This window comes from Pseudomonas sp. C321 (assembly GCF_055407105.1).
The window spans coordinates 531091-553060 of record NZ_JBUZRB010000001.1 but is presented as its reverse complement, the minus strand read 5'-3'; the positions used below and the strand labels follow the sequence as shown (position 1 = coordinate 553060).

Annotated in this window: 20 protein-coding genes; 10 read left to right on the top strand and 10 right to left on the bottom strand. The window is 60.7% G+C overall.

Annotated elements, in window-relative coordinates:
* Window positions 1-18: 18 nt before the first annotated feature.
* The gene (locus ACZRJ6_RS02595) at window positions 19-537 is read right to left on the bottom strand and encodes an RNA polymerase sigma factor (RefSeq protein WP_463966953.1); all 519 of its coding nucleotides are present in this window, start codon (window positions 535-537) and stop codon (window positions 19-21) included.
* Window positions 538-673: 136 nt separating this feature from the next.
* Window positions 674-1675, bottom strand: coding sequence for a type I glyceraldehyde-3-phosphate dehydrogenase (gene gap, locus ACZRJ6_RS02590; RefSeq protein WP_149411935.1), 1002 nt, complete (start codon window positions 1673-1675; stop codon window positions 674-676).
* 222 nt (window positions 1676-1897) lie between these two features.
* Here gap and edd point away from each other — a divergent pair, with 222 nt between their 5' ends.
* From edd to ACZRJ6_RS02570, 4 genes are all read left to right on the top strand, one after another.
* Window positions 1898-3724 (top strand): phosphogluconate dehydratase, encoded by a 1827-nt coding sequence (gene edd, locus ACZRJ6_RS02585; RefSeq protein ID WP_463966952.1) that lies wholly within the window; start codon window positions 1898-1900, stop codon window positions 3722-3724.
* A complete protein-coding gene (locus ACZRJ6_RS02580) occupies window positions 3721-4677 on the top strand; it encodes a glucokinase (RefSeq protein WP_463966951.1) in 957 nt (318 codons plus the stop codon). Before edd ends, ACZRJ6_RS02580 begins: the two co-directional genes overlap by 4 nt.
* 69 nt (window positions 4678-4746) lie before the next feature.
* On the top strand, window positions 4747-5475 hold the full coding sequence (locus ACZRJ6_RS02575; protein ID WP_463966950.1) for a response regulator: 729 nt from the start codon (window positions 4747-4749) through the stop codon (window positions 5473-5475).
* Complete coding sequence (locus ACZRJ6_RS02570) at window positions 5465-6934, top strand: ATP-binding protein (protein WP_463966949.1); 1470 nt, start codon at window positions 5465-5467, stop codon at window positions 6932-6934. Before ACZRJ6_RS02575 ends, ACZRJ6_RS02570 begins: the two co-directional genes overlap by 11 nt.
* A gap of 20 nt (window positions 6935-6954) precedes the next feature.
* Here ACZRJ6_RS02570 and ACZRJ6_RS02565 read toward each other — a convergent pair whose 3' ends face one another.
* Window positions 6955-7884, bottom strand: a complete 930-nt coding sequence (locus tag ACZRJ6_RS02565) for an AraC family transcriptional regulator (RefSeq protein ID WP_463966948.1) — start codon at window positions 7882-7884, stop codon at window positions 6955-6957.
* Window positions 7885-8222: 338 nt separating this feature from the next.
* Between ACZRJ6_RS02565 and ACZRJ6_RS02560 the strand changes: the two genes are divergently transcribed.
* Together ACZRJ6_RS02560 and ACZRJ6_RS02555 are read left to right on the top strand one after the other, a co-directional pair.
* Window positions 8223-8564 carry an antibiotic biosynthesis monooxygenase family protein gene (locus tag ACZRJ6_RS02560; protein ID WP_463966947.1) on the top strand — a complete coding sequence of 114 codons (342 nt, stop codon included), beginning with the start codon at window positions 8223-8225 and terminating at the stop codon, window positions 8562-8564.
* A 9-nt stretch (window positions 8565-8573) separates the two neighbouring features.
* Complete coding sequence (locus ACZRJ6_RS02555; RefSeq protein WP_133099617.1) at window positions 8574-8849, top strand: hypothetical protein; 276 nt, start codon at window positions 8574-8576, stop codon at window positions 8847-8849.
* On the opposite strand, the gene ACZRJ6_RS02550 is transcribed toward ACZRJ6_RS02555, so the two are convergent.
* From ACZRJ6_RS02550 to ACZRJ6_RS02530, 5 genes are all read right to left on the bottom strand, one after another.
* On the bottom strand, window positions 8846-9469 hold the full coding sequence (locus ACZRJ6_RS02550; RefSeq protein ID WP_463966946.1) for a flavin reductase family protein: 624 nt from the start codon (window positions 9467-9469) through the stop codon (window positions 8846-8848). The two genes, ACZRJ6_RS02555 and ACZRJ6_RS02550, sit on opposite strands and share 4 nt — an antisense overlap.
* A gap of 123 nt (window positions 9470-9592) precedes the next feature.
* Entirely contained in the window at window positions 9593-10912 is a 1320-nt protein-coding gene (locus tag ACZRJ6_RS02545; protein WP_149411945.1) for an MFS transporter, read from the bottom strand.
* A gap of 166 nt (window positions 10913-11078) precedes the next feature.
* Entirely contained in the window at window positions 11079-12413 is a 1335-nt protein-coding gene (locus ACZRJ6_RS02540; protein ID WP_463966945.1) for a sigma-54-dependent transcriptional regulator, read from the bottom strand.
* Window positions 12407-14173: an ATP-binding protein gene (locus ACZRJ6_RS02535; protein ID WP_463966944.1), complete on the bottom strand. Its 1767-nt coding sequence runs from the start codon at window positions 14171-14173 to the stop codon at window positions 12407-12409. The genes ACZRJ6_RS02540 and ACZRJ6_RS02535 overlap by 7 nt, the downstream gene beginning before the upstream one ends.
* Before the next feature lie 152 nt (window positions 14174-14325).
* The gene (locus tag ACZRJ6_RS02530; RefSeq protein ID WP_463966943.1) at window positions 14326-15849 is read right to left on the bottom strand and encodes a fumarate hydratase; all 1524 of its coding nucleotides are present in this window, start codon (window positions 15847-15849) and stop codon (window positions 14326-14328) included.
* A gap of 318 nt (window positions 15850-16167) precedes the next feature.
* Between ACZRJ6_RS02530 and ACZRJ6_RS02525 the strand changes: the two genes are divergently transcribed.
* Together ACZRJ6_RS02525 and ACZRJ6_RS02520 are read left to right on the top strand one after the other, a co-directional pair.
* Window positions 16168-17100: an iron-sulfur-binding ferredoxin reductase gene (locus ACZRJ6_RS02525; RefSeq protein ID WP_463966942.1), complete on the top strand. Its 933-nt coding sequence runs from the start codon at window positions 16168-16170 to the stop codon at window positions 17098-17100.
* 28 nt (window positions 17101-17128) lie between these two features.
* Window positions 17129-17878: an enoyl-CoA hydratase-related protein gene (locus ACZRJ6_RS02520; RefSeq protein ID WP_463966941.1), complete on the top strand. Its 750-nt coding sequence runs from the start codon at window positions 17129-17131 to the stop codon at window positions 17876-17878.
* Window positions 17879-17974: 96 nt separating this feature from the next.
* Here ACZRJ6_RS02520 and pyk read toward each other — a convergent pair whose 3' ends face one another.
* Window positions 17975-19426 carry a pyruvate kinase gene (gene pyk, locus ACZRJ6_RS02515; RefSeq protein WP_133099608.1) on the bottom strand — a complete coding sequence of 484 codons (1452 nt, stop codon included), beginning with the start codon at window positions 19424-19426 and terminating at the stop codon, window positions 17975-17977.
* Between the two features lie 174 nt (window positions 19427-19600).
* On the opposite strand from pyk, the gene ACZRJ6_RS02510 reads away from it, so the two are divergent.
* Window positions 19601-19975, top strand: a complete 375-nt coding sequence (locus ACZRJ6_RS02510) for a tetratricopeptide repeat protein (protein WP_463966940.1) — start codon at window positions 19601-19603, stop codon at window positions 19973-19975.
* A 234-nt stretch (window positions 19976-20209) separates the two neighbouring features.
* Window positions 20210-20569, top strand: coding sequence for a PilZ domain-containing protein (locus ACZRJ6_RS02505; protein WP_463966939.1), 360 nt, complete (start codon window positions 20210-20212; stop codon window positions 20567-20569).
* Between the two features lie 64 nt (window positions 20570-20633).
* On the opposite strand, the gene ACZRJ6_RS02500 is transcribed toward ACZRJ6_RS02505, so the two are convergent.
* Window positions 20634-21965: a DUF58 domain-containing protein gene (locus tag ACZRJ6_RS02500; RefSeq protein WP_463966938.1), complete on the bottom strand. Its 1332-nt coding sequence runs from the start codon at window positions 21963-21965 to the stop codon at window positions 20634-20636.
* Between the last annotated feature and the right edge of the window lie 5 nt (window positions 21966-21970).

Below are 21970 nucleotides of genomic sequence, written 5' to 3'. Positions count from 1 at the left end.
GGCTTGTCCTGACAAAGCTTAAGGGCGATCGAGCCGTTCAGCCACACCCACACAGATCGCCATGATCAATTTCAGTTCCTTTTGCACGGTGCTCAAGGACACTTCGAGCTGGTCGGCGATCTCCTGATAGCTGCAACCGTGCAGGCGACTGAGGATGAAAATCTGCTGCTGGCGGGCGCTCAACTGGCCGAGGCTGACGCTCAGGTGCTCCAGCAATTGTTCGGCGTGGGTCGCATCTTCAGGTGTGCTGAGGGGGGAGGCGACGCTTTGCAGGATCTCTATCGAGACACCTTCCTGCAGCGTTCGGGCCTGGATCCGACGCGAGCGCAGGTGATCCAGCGCCAGGTTGCGCGCAGTCTGGAAGACGAACGGTTCGAGGTGATCAATCGGTCTCTCGCTAAGAGCTCGAGTGACGCGCAGGTAGGTTTCCTGCAGCAGGTCCTCGGCGGTGCTGTGGTTATTCACCATCCGCTGCAAGGTGCGCAGCAGAATCACCCGCTGGCTGAGGAAGACTTGATTGAAGCGAGATTGGCTCACACTGATACCAGACCGATTTGCAGCGAATGATAATGCTTATCATCAGCAAAAATGGCAAGTAGCAGAGTGTGTTTCAGATCATTGTGGCGAGGGAGCAAAGGCCCTCGCCACAACAGCCCCTCTAACAGATTGCGGGTTATTCGGCGTTGCAGAGCGCCAGGCAGTTATCCAGCATGCGATTGGAGAAGCCCCATTCGTTGTCGTACCAGGCCAGCACCTTAAGCAACTTGCCGCTGGATTTGGTGTGGTTGGCGTCGAAGATCGACGATAACGGGTTATGGTTGAAGTCACTGGAAACCAGCGGCAGGGTGTTGTAACCGAGGACTTTCGAATGCTGGCTGGCTTCTTTGAGCAGGGCGTTGACCTCATCTGCCGACGCTTCGCGCTTAAGCTGCACGGTCAGGTCCACCAGCGATACGTTGATTACCGGCACACGCACGGCCATGCCGGTCAGCTTGCCCGCCAGTTCCGGCAGCACCAGACCCACGGCTTCGGCCGCACCGGTCTTGCTCGGGATCATGTTCTGCGTGGCCGAACGGGCGCGGTACGGGTCGGTGTGGTAGACGTCGGTCAGGTTCTGGTCGTTGGTGTAGGCGTGAATGGTGGTCATCAAGCCGCTTTCGATGCCCAGCTCGCGGTGCAGCACCTGGGCCACCGGCGCCAGGCAGTTGGTGGTGCAGGACGCGTTGGAGATGATCTGGTGGGATTGACGCAGGATATCGTGGTTCACACCGTAGACCACGGTGGCATCAGCGCCTTTGGCCGGGGACGAGATGATTACCTTGCGCGCGCCAGCGGTAATATGGGCGGCGGCCTTGGCGCGGTCGGTGAACATACCGGTGCATTCGAATACTACGTCGACTTTCTCGGCGGCCCACGGCAGGTCGGCCGGGTTGCGAATGGCACTGACGGCAATCCGGTCGCCATTGACGGTCAGGCTTTCCTGATCGTGAGAGACCTCTGCATCGAAAGTGCCGTGGACGGTGTCGTACTTAAGCAGGTGAGCATTGATTGAGCTGTCACCCAGATCGTTGATGGCGACGATCTGCAAATCCTGACGATAGCCTTGGGTATAAAGTGCGCGCAGGACGTTACGGCCGATACGGCCAAAACCATTGATTGCGATTCTAAGAGTCATTTGAAAAGCGCCTGTCGTCGATTTGTTGTAAGAATTACAAGATTATTCGTATAAAAATAGAAAACAAGCCTTTTTAGTGGCAATATTTTGTTCATTCAACAACGAGTGACCTGAATCAACTGGTCCGATTGGTCAAGTAACACCCTGCCAAGCTCTTCGCGGCGGGCTTTTGACCAGCATAGGCACTCAGGTCGCCACATCCGTTAGCCTGGAGTTCTACACATGCATCCCCGCGTACTTGAGGTCACCGAACGGCTTATCGCCCGTAGCCGTGCAACCCGTGAGGCTTACCTTGCGCTCATTCGCGGCGCTGCCAGCGATGGTCCGATGCGTGGCAAGCTGCAATGCGCCAACTTTGCCCACGGCGTGGCCGGTTGCGGTACCGAAGACAAGAACAACCTGCGGATGATGAACGCCGCCAACGTGGCAATAGTTTCGTCATATAACGACATGCTCTCGGCCCACCAGCCGTACGAACACTTCCCCGAGCAAATCAAGAAGGCCCTTCGCGAGATCGGTTCCGTCGGTCAGTTCGCTGGCGGCACACCCGCCATGTGCGACGGCGTGACCCAGGGCGAGCCCGGCATGGAACTGAGCCTGCTGAGCCGCGAAGTGATTGCCATGTCCACGGCGGTAGCGCTGTCCCACAATATGTTCGACGCCGCGCTGATGCTGGGGATCTGCGACAAGATCGTTCCCGGCCTGATGATGGGCGCCCTGCGCTACGGCCACCTGCCGATGATCTTCGTCCCGGGCGGGCCGATGCCGTCGGGGATTTCCAACAAGCAGAAGGCCGACGTGCGCCAGCGCTACGCCGAAGGCAAGGCCTCCCGCGAAGAGCTGCTGGAATCGGAGATGAAGTCCTACCACAGCCCCGGCACCTGCACTTTCTACGGCACCGCCAACACCAACCAATTGCTGATGGAAGTCATGGGCCTGCACTTGCCGGGCGCGTCCTTCGTCAACCCGTACACGCCGTTGCGTGACGCCTTGACCCGCGAAGCCGCGCACCAGGTCACGCGCCTGACCAAGCAAAACGGCGCGGTCATGCCGATTGGCGAAATCGTCGACGAAAAATCCCTGGTCAACTCCATCGTCGCCCTCAACGCCACTGGCGGCTCCACCAACCACACTCTGCACATGCCGGCTATCGCCATGTCGGCGGGCATTCTATTGACTTGGCAGGACATGGCCGACCTCTCCGAGGTGGTGCCGACCCTCTCCCACGTTTATCCGAACGGCAAAGCCGACATCAACCACTTCCAGGCGGCGGGTGGCATGTCGTTCCTGATCCGCGAGCTGCTGGAAGCTGGCCTGCTCCACGAAGACGTCAACACCGTCGCAGGTTTTGGCCTGAGCCGTTACACCCAGGAACCGTTCCTGGTGGACGGCGAACTGGTCTGGCGCGAGGGGCCTATCGAAAGCCTCGACGAAACCATCCTGCGCCCCGTGGCTCGTGCATTCTCTCCGGAAGGCGGCTTGCGGGTGATGGAAGGCAACCTCGGCCGTGGCGTGATGAAAGTCTCCGCCGTGGCCCTTGAGCATCAAATCGTCGAAGCGCCGGCCGTGGTTTTCCAGGATCAACAGGACTTGGCCGATGCGTTCAAAGCCGGCCAGTTGGAGAAGGACTTTGTTGCGGTGATGCGCTTCCAGGGCCCGCGCTCCAATGGCATGCCGGAACTGCACAAGATGACGCCGTTCCTCGGCGTGCTGCAGGATCGCGGCTTCAAGGTGGCGTTGGTCACCGATGGGCGGATGTCCGGCGCCTCGGGTAAGATCCCTGCCGCGATTCATGTCAGCCCTGAGGCTCAGCGTGGTGGTGCGCTGGCGCGGGTAAAAGATGGCGATATCATTCGCGTCGATGGCGTCAAAGGCACCCTGGAACTTAAGGTGGACGCCGAAGAATTTGCAGCGCGCGCGCCTGCCACGGGCCTCTTGGGTAACAACGTGGGCGCAGGCCGCGAGCTGTTTGCATTTATGCGCCTGGCCGCAAGCTCCGCAGAGCAGGGCGCCAGCGCCTTTACTTCTGCCCTGGAGACACTCAAGTGAAACTGGCCCTGGTCGGTGATATCGGTGGTACCAACGCCCGTTTTGCGTTGTGGCGAGATCAGGAACTGCATTCGATCCGTGTGCATGCCACGGTGGATCACGCCAGTCCCGAGGAAGCCATCAAGGTTTACCTCAAGGAGGAAGGCCTGGAGCTTGGCTCCATCGGCGCGGTCTGCCTGTCGGTGGCGGGGCCGGTGAGCGGTGATGAATTTAAATTTACCAACAATCATTGGCGCCTGAGCAAAACGGCCTTCTGCAAAACCTTGCAGGTGGACGAACTGCTGCTGGTCAATGATTTCTCGGCCATGGCTTTGGGCATGACCCGTTTGCAGCCCAATGAATTTCGAGTGGTCTGTGAAGGCACGCCCGAGCCATTGCGCCCGGCGGTGGTGATCGGGCCGGGTACTGGGCTGGGTGTTGGCACCTTGCTGGACTTGGGTGCCGGCCGTTGGGCGGCGTTGCCGGGGGAGGGCGGTCATGTTGACCTGCCTTTGAGCAGCCCACGGGAAACCCAGCTGTGGCAACACATCTACAGCGAGATCGGCCATGTCAGCGCTGAAACCGTATTGAGCGGTGGCGGGTTGCCGCGTTTGTACCGGGCGATCTGTGCGGTGGACGGTCACGAGGCTGTCCTGGAAACTCCCGAGGCCATTACTGCCGCAGGCCTCGCGGGTGATCCGATTGCCCTGGAAGTGCTGGACCAGTTCAGTATCTGGCTGGGGCGTGTGGCCGGTAATAACGTGCTGACCACCGGTGGACGTGGCGGGGTGTACATCGTCGGTGGGGTGATCCCGCGGTTTGCCGACTTCTTTATCAGCAGTGGTTTCGCCAAGAGTTTTGGCGACAAGGGCTGCATGAGCGACTACTTCAAAGGCATTCCGGTATGGCTGGTGACCGCGCCGTATTCCGGGTTGACCGGTGCTGGAGTTGCGTTGGAGCAGGCATTTGCATAGCCCGCGATGAGGCCCGCAAGAACAACGAATTATCAAGCCCGTCCCATCCAAAACAATAAGGACGACCCCATGAGCGTAATCAGTAAATCCATTCTCCTCGTCGATGACGACGAGGAAATCCGCGAGTTGCTGCAAACCTACCTCAGTCGCGCCGGTTTCCAGGTGCGAGGCGTGCCCGATGGCGCGGGGTTTCGTCAGGCAATGAACGAGGCCCCGTGCGATCTGGTGATTCTCGACGTGATGCTGCCGGACGAAGATGGCTTCAGCCTCTGCCGCTGGATTCGCCAGCACCCGCGCCAGGCGCAGGTGCCCATCATCATGCTCACTGCCAGCTCCGACGAAGCTGACCGGGTGATCGGCCTGGAGCTGGGCGCCGACGATTACATCGGCAAGCCTTTCAGCCCTCGTGAGTTGCAGGCGCGTATCAAAGCCCTGTTGCGCCGTTGTCAGTTTGGCCAGGAGCGCGGCGGCGACGTGCTGGTGTTTGATGAATGGCGGCTGGACATGATCAGCCACCGGCTATTTCACCTGGATGGCGAAGAGGTGATCCTCTCCGGCGCCGATTTTGCCCTGCTCAAACTATTCCTCGATCATCCCCAGCAAATCCTTGATCGCGACACCATCGGCAACGCCACCCGTGGGCGCGACCTGATGCCTTTGGATCGGATTGTCGACATGGCCGTCAGCCGCCTGCGCCAACGGCTACGAGACACTGAAAAACCTCCACGGCTGATCCGCACCGTACGCGGTAGCGGTTACCAACTGGCGGCGTGTGTGGTTGCCGGCAATGCCCATTGAGCGACTGACCGACCTGCGTCGGCGCATTCCGGTACCGCGTTCGCTTTTGGGTCGCATGCTGCTGCTGACCTTGCTGGCGGTGCTGTTTGCCCAGGCGCTGTCGAGCGTGATCTGGGTCTCGCAACTGCGCGCCACCCAGCTCGAAGGCCTGGTTACGAGCGCCCGCAGCCTGGCCCATTCGATGACCGCCAGCGTCAGCTATTTCCGTTCCCTGCCGGTGGCTTACCGTCCGTTGGTGCTGGACCAGTTGCGCAGCATGGGCGGCACCCGTTTTGTGGTGACCCTCAATGACAAACCCCTGGACATGGCGCTGCTGCCGCAAACCCCGCGCAAACTAGCGGTGTTGGATGCCGTGCAAGAAGTGCTGCGCCAGACCCTGGGCAGCGACGTGCATATCTCGGTGGAGTTTGTCAGCGCCGAGGACCTGCGCATTTTCAACGCCGGTTTGAAACTGGATGAATTGCCACGCTCCTGGGCCCATTACGCGCTGACGCTGGAACCGGTCAACCCACCGGTGCTGGTGACCCAGATCCAACTGGCCCAAGGTGAATGGTTGTATATAGCCTCGCTGTTGCCCGAGCCCTACACCAGCCTCGAAGAGCAAGGCCTGCCGTCCCAGCAAGTGTGGTTTATCGTACTGACCAGTAGTTTCCTGTTGCTGTTCATCGGTTTGCTGGTGCATTGGCAAAGCCGACCGCTCAAGCGTCTGGCGCGGGCGGCGCGGGACATGTCCCTGGGCGCCGATGTGGAACCTGTGGCCGAAGGTGGCGGCAGCGAAGTGGTGGAAGTGGGGCGCGCCTTCAACGCCATGCGCGAACGCATCAGCCGCTACCTCACCGAGCGCAGCCAATTATTCAGCGCCATTTCCCACGACTTGCGCACGCCCATCACCCGCCTGCGCTTGCGGGTGGAGTTGCTGGAAGATGAAAAGCTGCAAGCCAAGTTCGGTCGCGACCTGGATGAACTGGAGTTACTGGTCAAGGGCGCGCTGCAATGTGTCAAGGACACCGACATCCATGAAAACATCGAGCCGGTGGACCTCAATCATGTGCTCGACTGCCTGGTGGAGCCTTACCTGGCGCCCAACGGCAACGGTCGGGTGACCCAGCATGGCCGGGCGCTGGCGGCCTATCCGGGCAAGCCGCTGGCGCTCAAGCGCTGCATTGGCAACCTGATCGACAACGCCTTGAAGTACGGGCAGAACGCCCACCTGTACATTGAGGACGATGGCGCGGAGTTCATTTTGCATGTCGATGACGAAGGCCCCGGCGTGCCCGAACAGCGCCTGGAGCAAGTCTTCGAACCGCACTTTCGCCTCGCCGGGCAGCAGCAGGGCTATGGTTTGGGGCTGGGCATCGCCCGCAATATCGCTCACAGCCATGGCGGCGAAGTAAGTTTGCAGAACCTGCGCGAAGGTGGCTTGCGCGTGACCTTGCAGTTGCCCCGTAGCCTGGACTGATACCTTGTTGCAGGGCAGGGTCAGACGCTCAAGCGCAACCGCGCCAAATCCCGCAACGGCGGCGCGCCAAACAGGCGGCTGTACTCGCGGCTGAATTGCGACGGGCTTTCATAGCCCACTCGATAGCCCGCTGCCGAGGCTTCCAGGCCCTCGGCAATCATCAAGCGCCGGGCTTCCTGCAAGCGCAGTTGCTTCTGATATTGCAGCGGGCTCATGGCCGTCATCGCCTTGAAGCGATGGTGCAAGGTCGAGACGCTGAGGTTCACTTCCTTGGCCAGGTCATCGATACGCAGCGGTTGTTCATAGTTGCCGTTCAGCCATTGGATAGCTTGGCTGACCCGATGGCTCTGACTGTTGGCCACGGCAATTTCATACAGCCGATAGCCGTGCGGGCTGCGTAGCAGGCGATAGAGAATCTCGCGGTTGATCAGCGGCGCCAACATGGCGATGTCTTTCGGTGAGTCGAGTAAACGGGTCAAGCGCAGTACAGCATCCAGCAGTTGGCTGTCGAGACGGTCGACATACATGCCACGGGCGGCGGGGCGAGTGGGTACGCCCATGGGGCCGGCTTCGGCGATCAAGGCGGTGATTTGCGCCGGGTCGATGTCCAGGCGAAGGGACAGGTTGGGGTTTTCCGGCGAGGCGTCAATGATGCGCCCGGACACCGGCATCGACACCGAAAACACCAGGTAATTGAGCGGGTCATAAGTGAAGGTCTCATCCGCCAGGCGCACTTCCTTGCTGCCGTGGGCCAGGATACACAGCGCGGGTTGGGCCAGCACCGGCATGAAGTCGCGGGGCGAGTTGTGCCGATTGAGCACGAATGAGTGGATAGCGGTGGCGTAGGAGCCGTCTTCGCAGGTGTGGCGCAGAACGATATCGGCCAGTTCCGCGCGCTGCTTTTCCATGTCGGGATCGAGGGGGGCAGGACGGTGTTCTGACGACGACATGGGGCAACCTCTTGGTGCTTTGACGATGGGCACAGCTTAAAGGCGCTTTCAAAGCAGTGTTACGCCGATTCTGCACAATCCTTGCCTGATCCTGCGATAAATCGTGAATCAGGCAAGTCGAGCGGCCGTAACCACTGCGTGATCCATGTGAAACAAGGCGCTCATGGCGGGCATAGAATCCGTGGCCTGCCCGTTACCTCTACGCATCTCGCAGGATTGTGCAATAAGCCTGCAGGAATCGACTAACCGCCCGTAGGGCAGCGCCGCTATCTTTGATCCTGTGGCAACACGCCCTCACAGTGCTTGCCGAGCATCACTTCTCAACGGGAGAGTCGAACATGTCCACCCCCATTCCCGCGAGCCATATGGCCTTTATCCGCGCCCGCACCGGGTGCAGCACCGAGCTGGGTGCACGCTTGAGCAGTTTGATCGAACCGGGCCGCCAGGCTCAGGGTTGCCTGCAGTTTTCGTTGCAGCATTCCCTATCGGAACCTGATGTGTGGTTGATCTCAGGCTTCTGGAGCAGCGAGCAGGCGATGAGTGCCTACTTCAACTCGCCAGCGCTGATGATCTTCACCGAGTTATTGAATGACGGGGTGGTTCGCAGCATGGACTTCCAGACCTTCATCGACACCTGCGCCGCCAGCGCCTACGGCGAATATCTGCAACTGGCTGGCTGAACGTCTAGAATGGCCGACTTTCCATTGGCCAGGACCTGCAACATGGCACGTAAAGAGTTTGCCCATCACGAAGCCGTTTCCGCCGTAGTACCGGGAGAAGGTGGCTACAGCGCTGCCGTCGCCGTCAAGGCCCTGGATGGCATGGGCGCGCCGCGCTTTCACACTATCCTCGAAGGGCAGAAGTTCAAGACCGCCGATGACGCCGACGACGCTGCCGCCCAGCAATTGGAGCGGTTGATCGACGTCGACGAAGAAGGTCAGTTGGCCTGGGCAACAGCTTCCTAAACCTTGGGTCGGTACATCTTGAACAAGGCCTCAGGCCCCAACTGAAAGTAATCCGCCGGCCCGCCGCCACGCAGAATAGGCTCGGCGGCGGCGGTGTCGTACACCCCATCCTTGAGCAGCCACTTGGCGATATGCACCGCGACCACTTCGCCGAGCACCAGCCAGCTTGGCACCAGTCCCTTATCTGCTCGTTGCAGTTGAATAATCTGCGTCACCTTGCATTCAAAGGACACCGGGCTCTCGCCCACGCGGGGCACGGCGATCACTTTCGAGGCTGCCGGCGTCAGCCCGGCCAATTCAAACTCGTTGACCTCGGGTGAAACAGCCGCGCAACTCTGGTTCATCTGCTCGGCCAGCGGCCGCGTGGCCAGGTTCCACACGAATTCGCCGGTCTGCTCGATGTTGTTCAGGCTGTCTTTGCGCCCGACACTGGAAAAACCAATGATCGGCGGAATGTAGTTGAAGGCGTTGAAGAAGCTATAGGGCGCCAGGTTCAGGCGACCTTCGCTGTCCTGGGACGAAATCCAGCCAATCGGTCGTGGGCCGACGATGGCATTGAACGGGTCATGAGGCAGGCCGTGGCCGTTGGCGGGTTCATAGAAGTGGATGTCGTCAGGCATAGCCGGGGTTCCTGCTGGGTGGTTCTGGGAAGGGCATCATAGTGCACCGTGGTTGAGTGTTCACCAATGAAAAGGGGCCGTGTCATCCACTGACACGGCCCCTTTTTTACAGCGAGCGAACCCTTAGTCTGTGGTAATCCGCGAATGCTTGCGAGTGTCCTTCATGGTCACATAGACGATCAGCGACACCGCAATACATGCGGTCACGTACCAGTAGTAACCGGTTTCCATGCCGATGCTCTTGAACCATAGCGCGATGTATTCAGCAGTACCGCCGAAGATCGACACGGTCAGCGCGTACGGCAGGCCAACGCCCAGGGCGCGGATTTCGGTAGGGAACAGCTCGGCTTTTACCACCGCGTTGATCGAGGTGTAGCCGCTGACGATGATCAGCGCCGCCATGATCAGGAAGAACGCCCCCCACCAGCTCTGGACGGTGTGCAGGGTGGTGAGGATCGGCACGGTGAACAATGTACCCAGGATGCCGAAGGCAATCAGGATCGGCCGCCGACCGACCTTGTCCGACAGCCCGCCGACGATGGGTTGCAGGCACATGAACAGAAACAGCGTCGCCGCCGAGATGGTGGTGGAGTCGGAGATGCTCATGCCGACGGTGTTCACCAGGTATTTCTGCATGTAGGTGGTGTAGGTGTAGAACGCCAGGGTGCCGCCCATGGTCAGGCCGACCACGGTCATCAGTTCCTTGGGATGGCGCATCAAGGTGCGCATGGCGCTTTCCTTGGACTTCTCTTTCTTGGTAAACGACTCGGTTTCTTCCATGCCGCGACGCAGGTACAGCGCGACCACTGCGCACAGGGCGCCGATGACGAACGGGATACGCCAGCCCCAGTCGTACAGTTGTTCGGTGGTCAGGGTCTGTTGCAGCACGATCAGCACGCCGAGGGCGATGAGCTGGCCGGAGATCAGGGTTACGTACTGGAAGCTGGAGAAGAAGCCGCGACGTTCCTTGGTTGCCATCTCACTCAGGTAAGTGGCCGAGGTGCCGTATTCGCCACCGACCGACAAGCCTTGCAGCAGGCGGGCGAAGACCAGCAGGATCGGTGCGCCGACACCAATGGTTTCATAACCGGGAGTCAGGGCGATGATCAGCGAGCCGAAGCACATCAGCAGTACCGAGGCCATCAGCGCGGCTTTGCGGCCCTTGCGGTCGGCGTACAGGCCCATCAGCCAGCCACCGATCGGGCGCATCAGGAAGCCCACGGCGAAGATCGCGGCGGTGTTGAGCAGTTGGGCGGTGGTGTCGCCTTTGGGGAAGAAGGCTTTGGCGAAGTACAGAGAGAAGGCGGCGTAGACGTACCAGTCGTACCACTCGACCATGTTGCCGACCGAGCCGCTGAAGATCGATTTGATCCGGCTGGAAGTGGTGCGTTCTTTTGCCGGCGCAGCCGCCGACCCCAAAGGCAGGGAGTTGGAGTTATCCATTGAAGGATCCTTCATCTAATTGTTTTTGTGGAGCGCGCACAAGCGCAGCCTGTCGGGGCTATAGCAGGAGTTGTGCCAAACAGATGAAGGCCCGGTCTAGAAGGGTTGTAGGGTTTTATTGAGCGGAAAATCGCTGATGAATAACTGGTAATGAGCGAAAATCCGCTCACTCATCTTTCAAGAACGTCTCCCGTGCCAACCCATGCCGCTGCATCTTTTCATTCAGGGTGCGCCGTGGCAGTTGGAGTTCTGCCAGCACGGCTTTGATATCGCCTTTGTGCCGAGTCAGCGCGGCTTTCAGGCAATGGGCTTCAAACGCCTCTTGCTGCGCCGCCAACGATTGCCCGGCTTCGATGCCTTCCGGCTCCGGTTCACCGAGCCCTAGCACCCGGCGCTCGGCGACGTTGGCCAGCTCCCGCACGTTGCCCGGCCAGTCATGGCTGAGCAGGTGGCCCAATTGCGGCCCGCTCAGTGGGGCAAAGCTGCGGCCCAGGCGTTCGGCGGCGTTCTGGGCGAAGTGTTCGAACAGCAGCGGGATATCTTCCCGGCGCTCACGCAACGGCGGCAGACGCAGCTGCGCGACGTTCAGCCGATAAGCCAAATCCTCGCGAAAGCGCCCGGCGCGGGCTTCGTCCAGCAGGTCCGGCTTGGTGGCGGCAATGATGCGCAGGTCCACCTTGATACTCTGGTTGGAGCCCAGGCGCTCCAGCTTCTGCTCCTGTAATACCCGCAGCAGTTTTACTTGCTGGGCGAGGGGCATGCTTTCGATTTCATCGAGAAACAGGGTGCCGCCGTCGGCGTATTCCAGCTTGCCGATGCGCTTGCCCTGGGCGCCGGTAAAGGCGCCGCTCTCGTGGCCAAACAACTCGGCCTCGAACAGTTGCTCGGGAATCGCGGCACAGTTCAGTGCTACAAATGGCTTCTTCGCCCGTGGCCCGAAATCATGCAGGCAACGGGCGACCAGTTCCTTGCCACTGCCGGTCTCGCCACGAATAAGCACATTGACCGGCAAGGTTGCCAGGTCCAGCACTTGTCGACGTAGATTCTGTAAGCCTCGGGACACGCCCAACAGGCTCGATTCCAACTTGGCGCGGTGATCGGCCTGTTGATGCAGGCGCCGGTTTTCCAGGACCAATCCACGCTTGTCCAGGGCTCGGCGCAGGCTGCTGAGCAGAGCCTCGGGGCTGAAGGGTTTCTCCAGAAAATCGTAGGCGCCGTCGCGCATGGCTTCCACGGCCATCGGCACATCACCGTGGCCGGTCAACAGGATCACCGGCAGGTCGGCATCACGGCGTTGCACCTCGGCCAGCAACTCCAGGCCGCTGAGCCCTGGCATGCGCACATCGCTGAGGATCACCCCAGGGAAATCCCTGGGCAATTGCGCCAGGCAGTCATCGGCACGGCTGAACAGCTGCACCTCAAAGCCTGACAGGCTCAGCCATTGCTCCACGGCCGTGCGGATGCTGGCTTCGTCATCCACCACAATCACTGCGTTCAGCATAGGTCCGGGGTCTCCAGGGCGATGGGCAGGGTCAGGGTAAATACCGCGCCATCGCCTTGGTTAGCGGTACTCAGGCGGCCACCGAGTTCGTGGACGATAGCGTACGACACCGCCAGCCCGAGGCCGAGCCCATCGCCCACGGGTTTGGTGGTGAAAAAGGGGTCGAATACGCTGTTGAGGTTTTCTTCGGCAATCCCGCCGCCGCTGTCGGTGACAGTCAGGTGCCACAGTTGTTGATCGGCGTGCAGGCGGATTTCCAGACGCTTGCGCGGTTTGTCGGCCATGGCATCGAGGGCGTTGCGCAGCAGGTTGATCAGCACCTGTTCCAGGCGAATTGCATCGCCGCGCACCCACGCCGGGCGGGTCAGGTCCAGCACTGTGCCGATGGCTTCGTCCCGCAGACGGGTGTCCAGCAAGTGCAGGGACTGATCCACCACAGTCGCCAGGTCCAGGCGTTCGCGCAAACCGCTGGGGCTTTTACGGGCAAAGGTCTTGAGATGGCCGGTTAGCGCGGCCATGCGGGTGAGCATGTCGTCCAGCGGGGTCAGTGCCTTGTAAGCGTCATCGACGCGACCGTGATCCAGCAAGAGGCGCAAGGTGGCCAGTTGCATGCGCTGCGTCGTCAAGGGCTGGTTGATCTCATGGGCCAGGGCCGCGGACATCTGCCCCAGCGCTGCCAGCTTGGCCGACTGCACCAGCCCATCCTGGGCAGTGCGCAAGTCGCGGGTGCGTTCTTGTACCAACTGTTCAAGCTCTTCGCGGCTGCGTTGGCGCAGGCGAGCCAGGCGCCAGCGTTGAGTCAGGAACAGCAGCAGGAACACCAGCGCCAGCCACAGACCTGCAGCGGCAAGGCCGGCGTTGCGTTGGTCCTCGGCGGCAACCTGGGGTTTGCGCAGCAGATGCAAGGTCCAGCCTTCGGCCTTCAACGGCAGGGATTCCCACAGGTAATTGGCACTGCCCTCGGGGCTGTCGATGCGCATCAGGTGACTGTTGTCGTCGAAGCGCAGCAACGCCTGATACTCCAGGGGCATCAGCTGTTTTTTGTCGTATTGCCGAGTGGCCTTGAGTTCCGCGTGGTCGCTGTCCGATAGCGGGCGCAAGGCGCGATACCGCCAGCCTGGCTGATTGGCGATAAACACAATGCCCCGTGCATCGCTGACCAGCAGCAGGTCGTTACCTTGGGCCCATTCGCGTTCCAGTTCCGGAAATTCCAGCTTCACCACCATGGCGCCGAGAAACTGCTCTTTTTCATCCAGTACCGCACTGGAGAGGAAGTACCCCGGAATACCGGTGGTGACCCCTACCGCATAAAAGCGTCCGGTGCCCTGGCTCAAGGTCTGGCTGAAATACGGCCGAAACGCGTAGTTGTGCCCGACATAACTGCTGGGCAGGTTCCAGTTGCTGGCGGCCACGGCCAGGCCGTTGCGGTCCATCAATTCCAGGGTGGATGATTGCGCGGCGCCGTTGATGCGCTCCAGCTTGCGGTTGAGCAAGTCTTGGGTGGCGGCGTCCAGCGGGCCTTTCAAGGCGCTGATCATTTCCGAGTCCAGGGCCAGCACGGCGGGCAGGGCGCGGTAACGCTCGATCAGGGTGTGCAGGGAGTTGGCATACAGCGCCAGCTGTTGATTGGCCCGGGCCGCGTCATCCACCAGCGCCTGGCGTTCGGCGTGGTGTATGGCCAGGGCGGCAGCCAGCACGGCGCCAGCGATGATCAGCAGGGAGTAGAAGGTCAAGCGCAATGGGCGGGGGATCGTGATCATACGAAGATGAGCATGCGCAATAAGGGCGAGCACCATAGCATGCGCAGCAAAGCTGTTGTGGCGAGCCCTCTCGCCACAGATGAGGGTGTGAGACATAAAAAAGGCGACCGGGCCATGCTGCCCCGGTCGCCTTTATCCTTGCCGTGAAATGCTTACTGCACTTCTACCGCCAGGCTTTCACTGATCCTTTTCTGCCAGATGGCAGGACCGGTGATGTGTACCGATTCACCCTTGCTGTCCACTGCAACGGTGACCGGCATGTCCTTGACGTCGAACTCGTAGATCGCTTCCATACCCAGTTCGGCGAAAGCCACGACGCGGGATTTCTTGATGGCTTGTGCCACCAGATAAGCTGCGCCGCCCACGGCCATCAGGTACACGGCCTTGTGGTCCTTGATCGCTTCGATAGCGGTCGGGCCGCGCTCGGATTTGCCGATCATGCCCAACAAGCCGGTTTGTTCGAGGATCTGGCGAGTGAACTTGTCCATCCGCGTTGCCGTGGTCGGACCGGCAGGCCCAACGACTTCATCGCGCACCGGATCAACCGGGCCGACGTAGTAGATAAAGCGACCCTTGAGGTCCACCGGCAGGGTTTCACCCTTGTTCAGCATCTCGACCATGCGCTTGTGCGCGGCGTCGCGACCGGTGAGCATCTTGCCGTTGAGCAGCACGGTTTCGCCCGGTTTCCAGCTCTGCACGTCTTGCGGGGTCAGGGTGTCGAGGTTGACGCGACGGGCCGACGGGCCGGCTTCCCAGACGATTTGCGGGTAGGCATCCAGCGGTGGCGCTTCCAGCGAAGCCGGGCCGGAACCGTCAAGCACGAAGTGGGCGTGACGGGTGGCGGCGCAGTTGGGGATCATGCACACCGGCAGCGAGGCGGCGTGGGTCGGGTAGTCCATGATCTTCACGTCGAGCACGGTGGTCAGGCCCCCCAGGCCCTGGGCGCCGATGCCCAGTTGGTTGACCTTCTCGAACAGCTCCAGGCGCATCTCTTCGATACGGCTGGATGGGCCGCGCTTTTTCAGCTCGTGGATGTCGATGGATTCCATCAACACTTCCTTGGCCATCACCGCGGCTTTCTCGGCGGTGCCGCCGATGCCGATACCCAGCATGCCCGGTGGGCACCAGCCGGCGCCCATGGTCGGAACGGTCTTCAGAACCCAGTCGACGATGGAGTCGGACGGGTTGAGCATGGCCATCTTCGACTTGTTTTCAGAACCGCCGCCCTTGGCCGCCACGTCCACTTCCACGGTGTTACCCGGGACGATGGAGTAGTGAATCACTGCAGGGGTGTTGTCCTTGGTGTTTTTGCGCGCGCCTGCCGGGTCGGCGAGGATTGAGGCCCGCAGGACATTTTCCGGCAGGTTGTAGGCGCGACGTACGCCTTCGTTGATCATGTCGTCCAGGCCCATGGTGGCGCCATCCCAGCGCACATCCATGCCCACGCGTACGAACACGGTGACGATGCCGGTGTCCTGGCAGATCGGGCGGTGGCCGGTGGCACACATGCGCGAGTTGATCAGGATCTGTGCCATGGAGTCACGGGCCGCTGGCGATTCTTCGCGCAGGTAGGCTTCGTGCATGGCCTGAATGAAATCAACGGGGTGGTAGTAGGAAATGAATTGCAGGGCGTCGGCAACGCTCTGAATCAGGTCGTCTTGCTTGATCACGGTCATGAGTCGCGCTCCTCTATTAAGACGGGAACATTCAATAAAGGTGGCTTCAGTGGGGTGCATCGGTCGTCTGAAGACACCTTTCCAAGGCACGTCAGCAGGTAGTGCTGGGGTAGTGCTGACGCGACGCTAAAAAGGCGCGGCAGTATAACCCGGCGCGGTGGCTGATACACCCGACTATGGTCATGGATGCCGGGTCCTATTTACGGTAGGAGCGAGTTCGCTCGCGAAAAACGTGAATCTGGTGGGTTTCGTCAGGCACCCCGCGTTATCGTTAGCAACCATCGCGAGCAAGCTCGCTCTTACATTTGAGAACGTTCCATGCCTGAACTGCACGCCGGCGAACGCCACTGGTCGGTCCCCGCCGGCAGCAACCTGCTGGATGCCCTGAACCAGGCCGGTGTCGCCGTCCCCTACAGTTGCCGCGCCGGAAGTTGCCATGCCTGCCTGGTGCGTTGCCTGGGCGAGGTTCAGGACAATCAGCCTGGTGCGCTGAGCCCTGCGCAACGCCAGGACGGTTGGCGCTTGGCCTGCCAGTGTCAGGTCATGGGCGACGTGCAGATCGAAGCTTTTGACCCGCTGCGTGACGGTCTGCCGGTCGAGGTGCTGAGCGTTGATTGGCTGAGCCCGACGGTATTGCGGCTGCGCCTGCAACCCGAGCGCGGCCTGCGTTACCGGGCCGGGCAGCACCTGGTGTTGTGGGCCGGTGCGGTCGCGCGGCCCTATTCCCTGGCGAGCCTGCCCCTGGAGGACCCGTTTCTGGAGTTTCACCTCGATTGCCGCCTGCCCGGTGAATTCAGCGATGCCGCCCGGAAACTCAAGGTCGGCGACAGTTTACGCCTGGGCGAACTGCGTGGTGGTACGTTGCAATACGATCCGGACTGGCAAGCGCGACCACTCTGGCTGCTGGCCTCAGGTACCGGTTTGGGGCCGTTATGGGGTGTGCTTCGCGAGGCGTTGCGCCAGGATCATCAGGGCGTCATCAGGGTGATTCACCTGGCCCATGATGCCGAGGGCCATTATTTGGCCGAGCCCCTGGCGTTGCTGGTGGCCGCCCACCCCAACCTGACGGTCGAGCTATGGACGGCGGCTGAGTTGACGCAGGCTTTGGCGCAACTGCGGCTTGTTTCCCGGCAAACCCTGGCTTTACTCTGCGGGCACCCTTCCAGCGTCGAGGCTTTTTCCAAACGCTTGTTCCTGGCGGGGTTGCCGCGCAATCAACTGCTGGCCGACGTGTTCCTGCCCCGTGGTTGAACGCTGATTTTTATCTGCGAGACTTGCCATGACCGACGCCATCCTGCTGCAGCGCGAACGCGGGCTGCTGATTCTGCAGTTCAACCGCCCTGACAAGAAAAACGCCCTGACCCGCGCCATGTACAGCCAACTGGCTGACGCACTGGAACAGGCCGATGCCGATGTCACCACCAATGCGGTGCTTATCCAGGGCAGCAGCGAGTGCTTCACCGCCGGCAACGACATCGCAGACTTCCTCGAACAACCGCCCACGGACCTCGACAGCCCGCCGTTTCACTTTATGAAGAGCTTGCTCAACTGCCGTAAGCCGGTGATTGCTGCGGTGGCTGGCGCGGCGGTAGGCATTGGGACGACGATGCTGCTGCATTGTGATCTGGTGTACGTCAGCCGCGACGCCCGCTTGCGCATGCCATTCGTCAACCTGGGGCTGTGTCCGGAGTTTGGTTCCAGCCTGATCCTGCCGCGGCTTTTGGGGCATGCGAAAGCTGCCGAGTTGTTGCTGTTGGGTGAAGGATTCACCGGTGAGCAGGCTGCCGCCTGGGGCATCGCCACTGAAGCGCTGGGCAGTGGTGAAGCGGTGCTGGCGAAGGCGAGGGCGGTGGCCGAACGTTTCGAAACCTTGGCCCCCGGTGCCGTGCAGATCAGCAAGCAACTGATGAAAAGCGTGGATCGCGAACAGTTGCGCAAGGTGATTGAAGAGGAGGGTGCGTTGTTTACCCAGCGGCTGAAATCGCCGGAAGCGATTGCGGCGTTGTTGAGGTTTATCAGCAAGCGCTGAAGGTGAGCACATCTTGTGACAAGTGGTATTGCTGTGGCGGAAAAGCAAAAAGCCCCGCCATTCACATGGCGGGGCTTTTGTTTTTCAGCGTGTCACTCAGACCATTGGGTCGCCAACGTGCAGGATCTTCATGCCGTTGGTGCCGCCGATGGTGTGGTAGCTGTCGCCCTTGGTCAGGATGACCCAGTCGCCTTTCTCCACGACACCGCGCTTGAGCAACTCGTCGATCGCGGCCTGGCTGACTTGCTCAGGCGGCAACGAAGCCGGGTCGAACGGTACGGTGTAGACGCCACGGAACATGGCCGCGCGGGCCTGGGTTTCGCGGTGCGGGGAAAACGCGTAGATCGGCACCGAGGAACGGATGCGCGACATGATCAACGGCGTGTAGCCACTTTCGGTCAAGGCGATGATCGCCTTCACACCGGGGAAGTGGTTGGCGGTGTACATGGCTGCCAGGGCGATGCTCTGGTCGCAGCTTTCGAACACCTTGCCGATGCGGTGGCTGGAGGTTTTGCTGGTTGGGTGCTTTTCAGCGCCGACGCAGATGCGCGCCATCGCCTGGACTGCTTCGAGCGGGTAGGCACCGGCGGCACTTTCAGCCGAGAGCATCACGGCGTCGGTGTAGTCGAGCACGGCGTTGGCCACGTCGGACACTTCGGCACGGGTCGGCATCGGGTTCTGGATCATCGACTCCATCATCTGGGTCGCGACGATCACCGCTTTGTTGTGGCGGCGTGCGTGCAGGATGATCTTCTTCTGGATGCCCACCAGCTCGGCATCACCGATTTCCACGCCCAGGTCGCCACGGGCAACCATTACGGCGTCGGAAGCCTTGATCAGGCCGTCGAGGGTTTCGTCATCGGCCACGGCTTCGGCGCGTTCGATCTTCGCCACCAGCCAGGCAGTACTGCCGGCTTCGTCGCGCAGTTGACGGGCATATTCCATGTCGGCTGCGTCGCGCGGGAAGGATACCGCGAGGTAGTCCACTTCCATTTCGGCGGCGAGCTTGATGTCGGCCTTGTCTTTCTCGGTCAGCGCTGGCGCGGTCAGGCCACCACCGCGACGGTTGATACCTTTGTGATCCGACAGCGGGCCGCCGATCAGCACGGTGCAGTTCAGTTCGGTAGCGGTTGCAGTGTCGACGCGCATGACCACACGGCCGTCATCGAGCAGCAGTTCGTCAGCGACGCCGCAATCCTTGACCAGATCCGGGTAGTCGATGCCGACGATGTCCTGGGTGCCTTCGGTCAGCGGGTGGCTGGTGGAGAAGGTGAACTTGTCACCGACTTTCAGCTCGATTCGCTTGTTGGCAAATTTGGCGATACGAATTTTCGGGCCTTGCAGGTCACCCAGCAATGCGACGAAGCGGCCATGCTTGGCGGCCAGGTCACGTACCAGCTTGGCGCGAGCCTTGTGCTCGTCCGGGGTGCCGTGGGAGAAGTTCAGACGGGCAACGTCCAGGCCAGCCAGAATCAGCTGTTCGAGGACTTCCGGCGAGTTACTGGCCGGGCCAAGGGTGGCGACGATTTTGGTACGACGGACGGACATGCACGGACTCCTGAGTTCAAGGACTGAGGAAGGCTACTATGCTCTTTGGTTGTAGTCATTGTTCGTTTGCACTACTTATCGGCGATTCACTTGTTTTCATCTGTTTGTATAAACGATCAATCTTGAAGATTTTTGCGCAGGGGTCGATACATTGCACAAGACAGGAGAACCCCCATGCGAATTGTGATCATTGCTGCCCTTGCCGTCAGTGTTGTCGGCTGCACCCGCTGGTCGATGGACCATCATTTGAACAACGCCTATCGTGCCTATGGCGTCGGCGACTGTGCGCGGGTCACCCTTGAGTTGTCCCAGGTCGACCGTGAGAGTCGCTCCCGTCGCTACGTGCAACCGGAGGTCTCGATGCTGCGCGGCCAGTGCCTGGAGCGGCAAAAACTGTTTGTTGATGCGGTGCAAACTTACCAATTCATCATCAGCCAGTACCCGACCAGCGAATACGCGTTCCGCGCTCGTGCGCGACTGGATACCCTGCAGCAACTGGGGCATTACCCCGGTGCAAGTGCCGCGCAGCCTAGGCCAGCATCATTGTGATGATATTTGTCGTTTTATAGCTGGCCCCTTGCCGGACTTGAACTAATCTTTGAAAGTCTGGTTGTACAACTTTCTATTCAAATGGATACAGGATCCGGATTCGGCAGCTGTAAAGTGACAAAGTACCTTGCTGTTGTCGCACCGAGATCCAGGGAGAGCGGGCTGTTGGCATCAACGACCCGTTCCGAATCACTGGAGCGGCCAGAGTCATGGTCATTGGATGGCGAACTCACCATGTTTACTAACCGACGGATCAAGCGGCATCAATTAACCTGCTTTCTGCGAGTGTTCAACCGCCTCACGGACAAGCCTATTGGCTATTTGGGCGACGTCTCTGAAGAGGGGCTGATGTTAATCAGCCAATTGCCCATGATGGTCGACGCGGATTTCGAACTGCGCTTGAAGATCCCTGGGCCCGAGGGCGATATGCATGCCATTGACCTCACGGCGACCTGCCTGTGGAGCCATGAAGATATCAACCCCCAGCAATACGATTCGGGGTTCCGCGTGTTGCAGGCGCCCGTCGAGTATAAGCAACTGATCAACTCGCTGTTGCAGTACTTCAGCTTTGATCCCTTCCAGGCTTCGGCCTAGGAACCGTGCGCGTTGTCAGCCGAGCTTCGGTGTTTGTACCGAAAGCCTGGGCCGTGCGCCGGGTTCATAGCACGCCGGCTTTTTTCCAGCCCAGGTAGCGCGTCACCAGGGCAGCTCCCAGTTCCGAAGGACGAGTATCCAACACGGCTAGACCCTGGGCTTTCAAGCGGTCATGGAGTTCTTCCCGCGCATTGAGGTAATCGACGGTGCCGCAATAGGCCAGGGCTTCGGGCAGGGTCTGTACCGGTGCCTGGCGCAGTTGGTCGAGGACTTCTTCCCGCAGGCTGGCCACCAACACCCGGTGTTGGCGGCTGATGCGTTTGACTGCCGTCAGCAACTCCTCATCGCCCTCATCCCGTAAATTGGTCACCACGATCACCAGCGCCCGACGTTTCTGCCGGGCCAGCAGTTGGCTGGCGGCCGCCTGGTAATCGGCGGTACGCCGGGTGGTGTCCAGGTCATATACAGCGTTGAGCAGCAGGTTGAGCTGGCCACTGCCCTTGACCGGCGCCAGGTAGCGCGGTTGGTCGCAGGCGAACGTGCAAAGGCCCACGGCATCGCCTTGGCGCAAGGCGACGTAGCTGAGCAGCAGGCAGGCGTTGAGGGCATGATCGAAATGGGACAGTTCGACGTCCTGACTGCGCATGCGCCGGCCGCAATCGAGCATGAATACGATCTGTTGATCACGCTCATCCTGATACTCCCGGGCAATCGGCGTGCGTTGCCGGGCAGTGGCTTTCCAGTCGATCTGGCGCAGGCTGTCGCCCTCGCGAAATTCACGTAACTGGTGAAACTCCAGGCCCAGCCCACGACGTTGATGCTGGCGCACACCGAGTTGGCTGAGCCAGTTGTCTACGGCCAGTAACTGCGCGCCGTACAAACGGGCGAAGTCCGGGTAGACCCGTGTCATATCGTTGACCTGCACATGGCGTCGTGCCGACCACAGGCCCAGGGGGCTGGGGATATGGACTTCGCAGCGCTCAAAGCTGAAGTGCCCGCGACTCAATGGGCGCAGGCGGTAGCCCAATTCACTGTGTTCACCGGGCCGCAGGGCAATGGACTGGGGCAGATTCTCCACACTCAAGCCTTCGGGCACGTGATCGAACACCGTCAGGGTCAGTGGCTCTGCGTAGTCGTGTTCCAGGGTGATCCGCACATCGCCCCAACGACCCAGAGCCAGGCTACCCGGCATTTGTCGCTGTACTCGCGGGGAGGGCCGGCGCTTCAGGCGGCTAGCGTCCAGCAGGGCCAGCAGCAACAGGGCCAGGAGCAGGCCCCAGACTACTGAGTGCAGCGTGTCCGGCACGTCGACTTGCAGGGCCGCGAAGGTGTCGAGCACGATGCTCAACGCCAGCAGTACACCGAGCCAGGTCAGCAGCAGGCGAGTGGGCTTCATGGGCG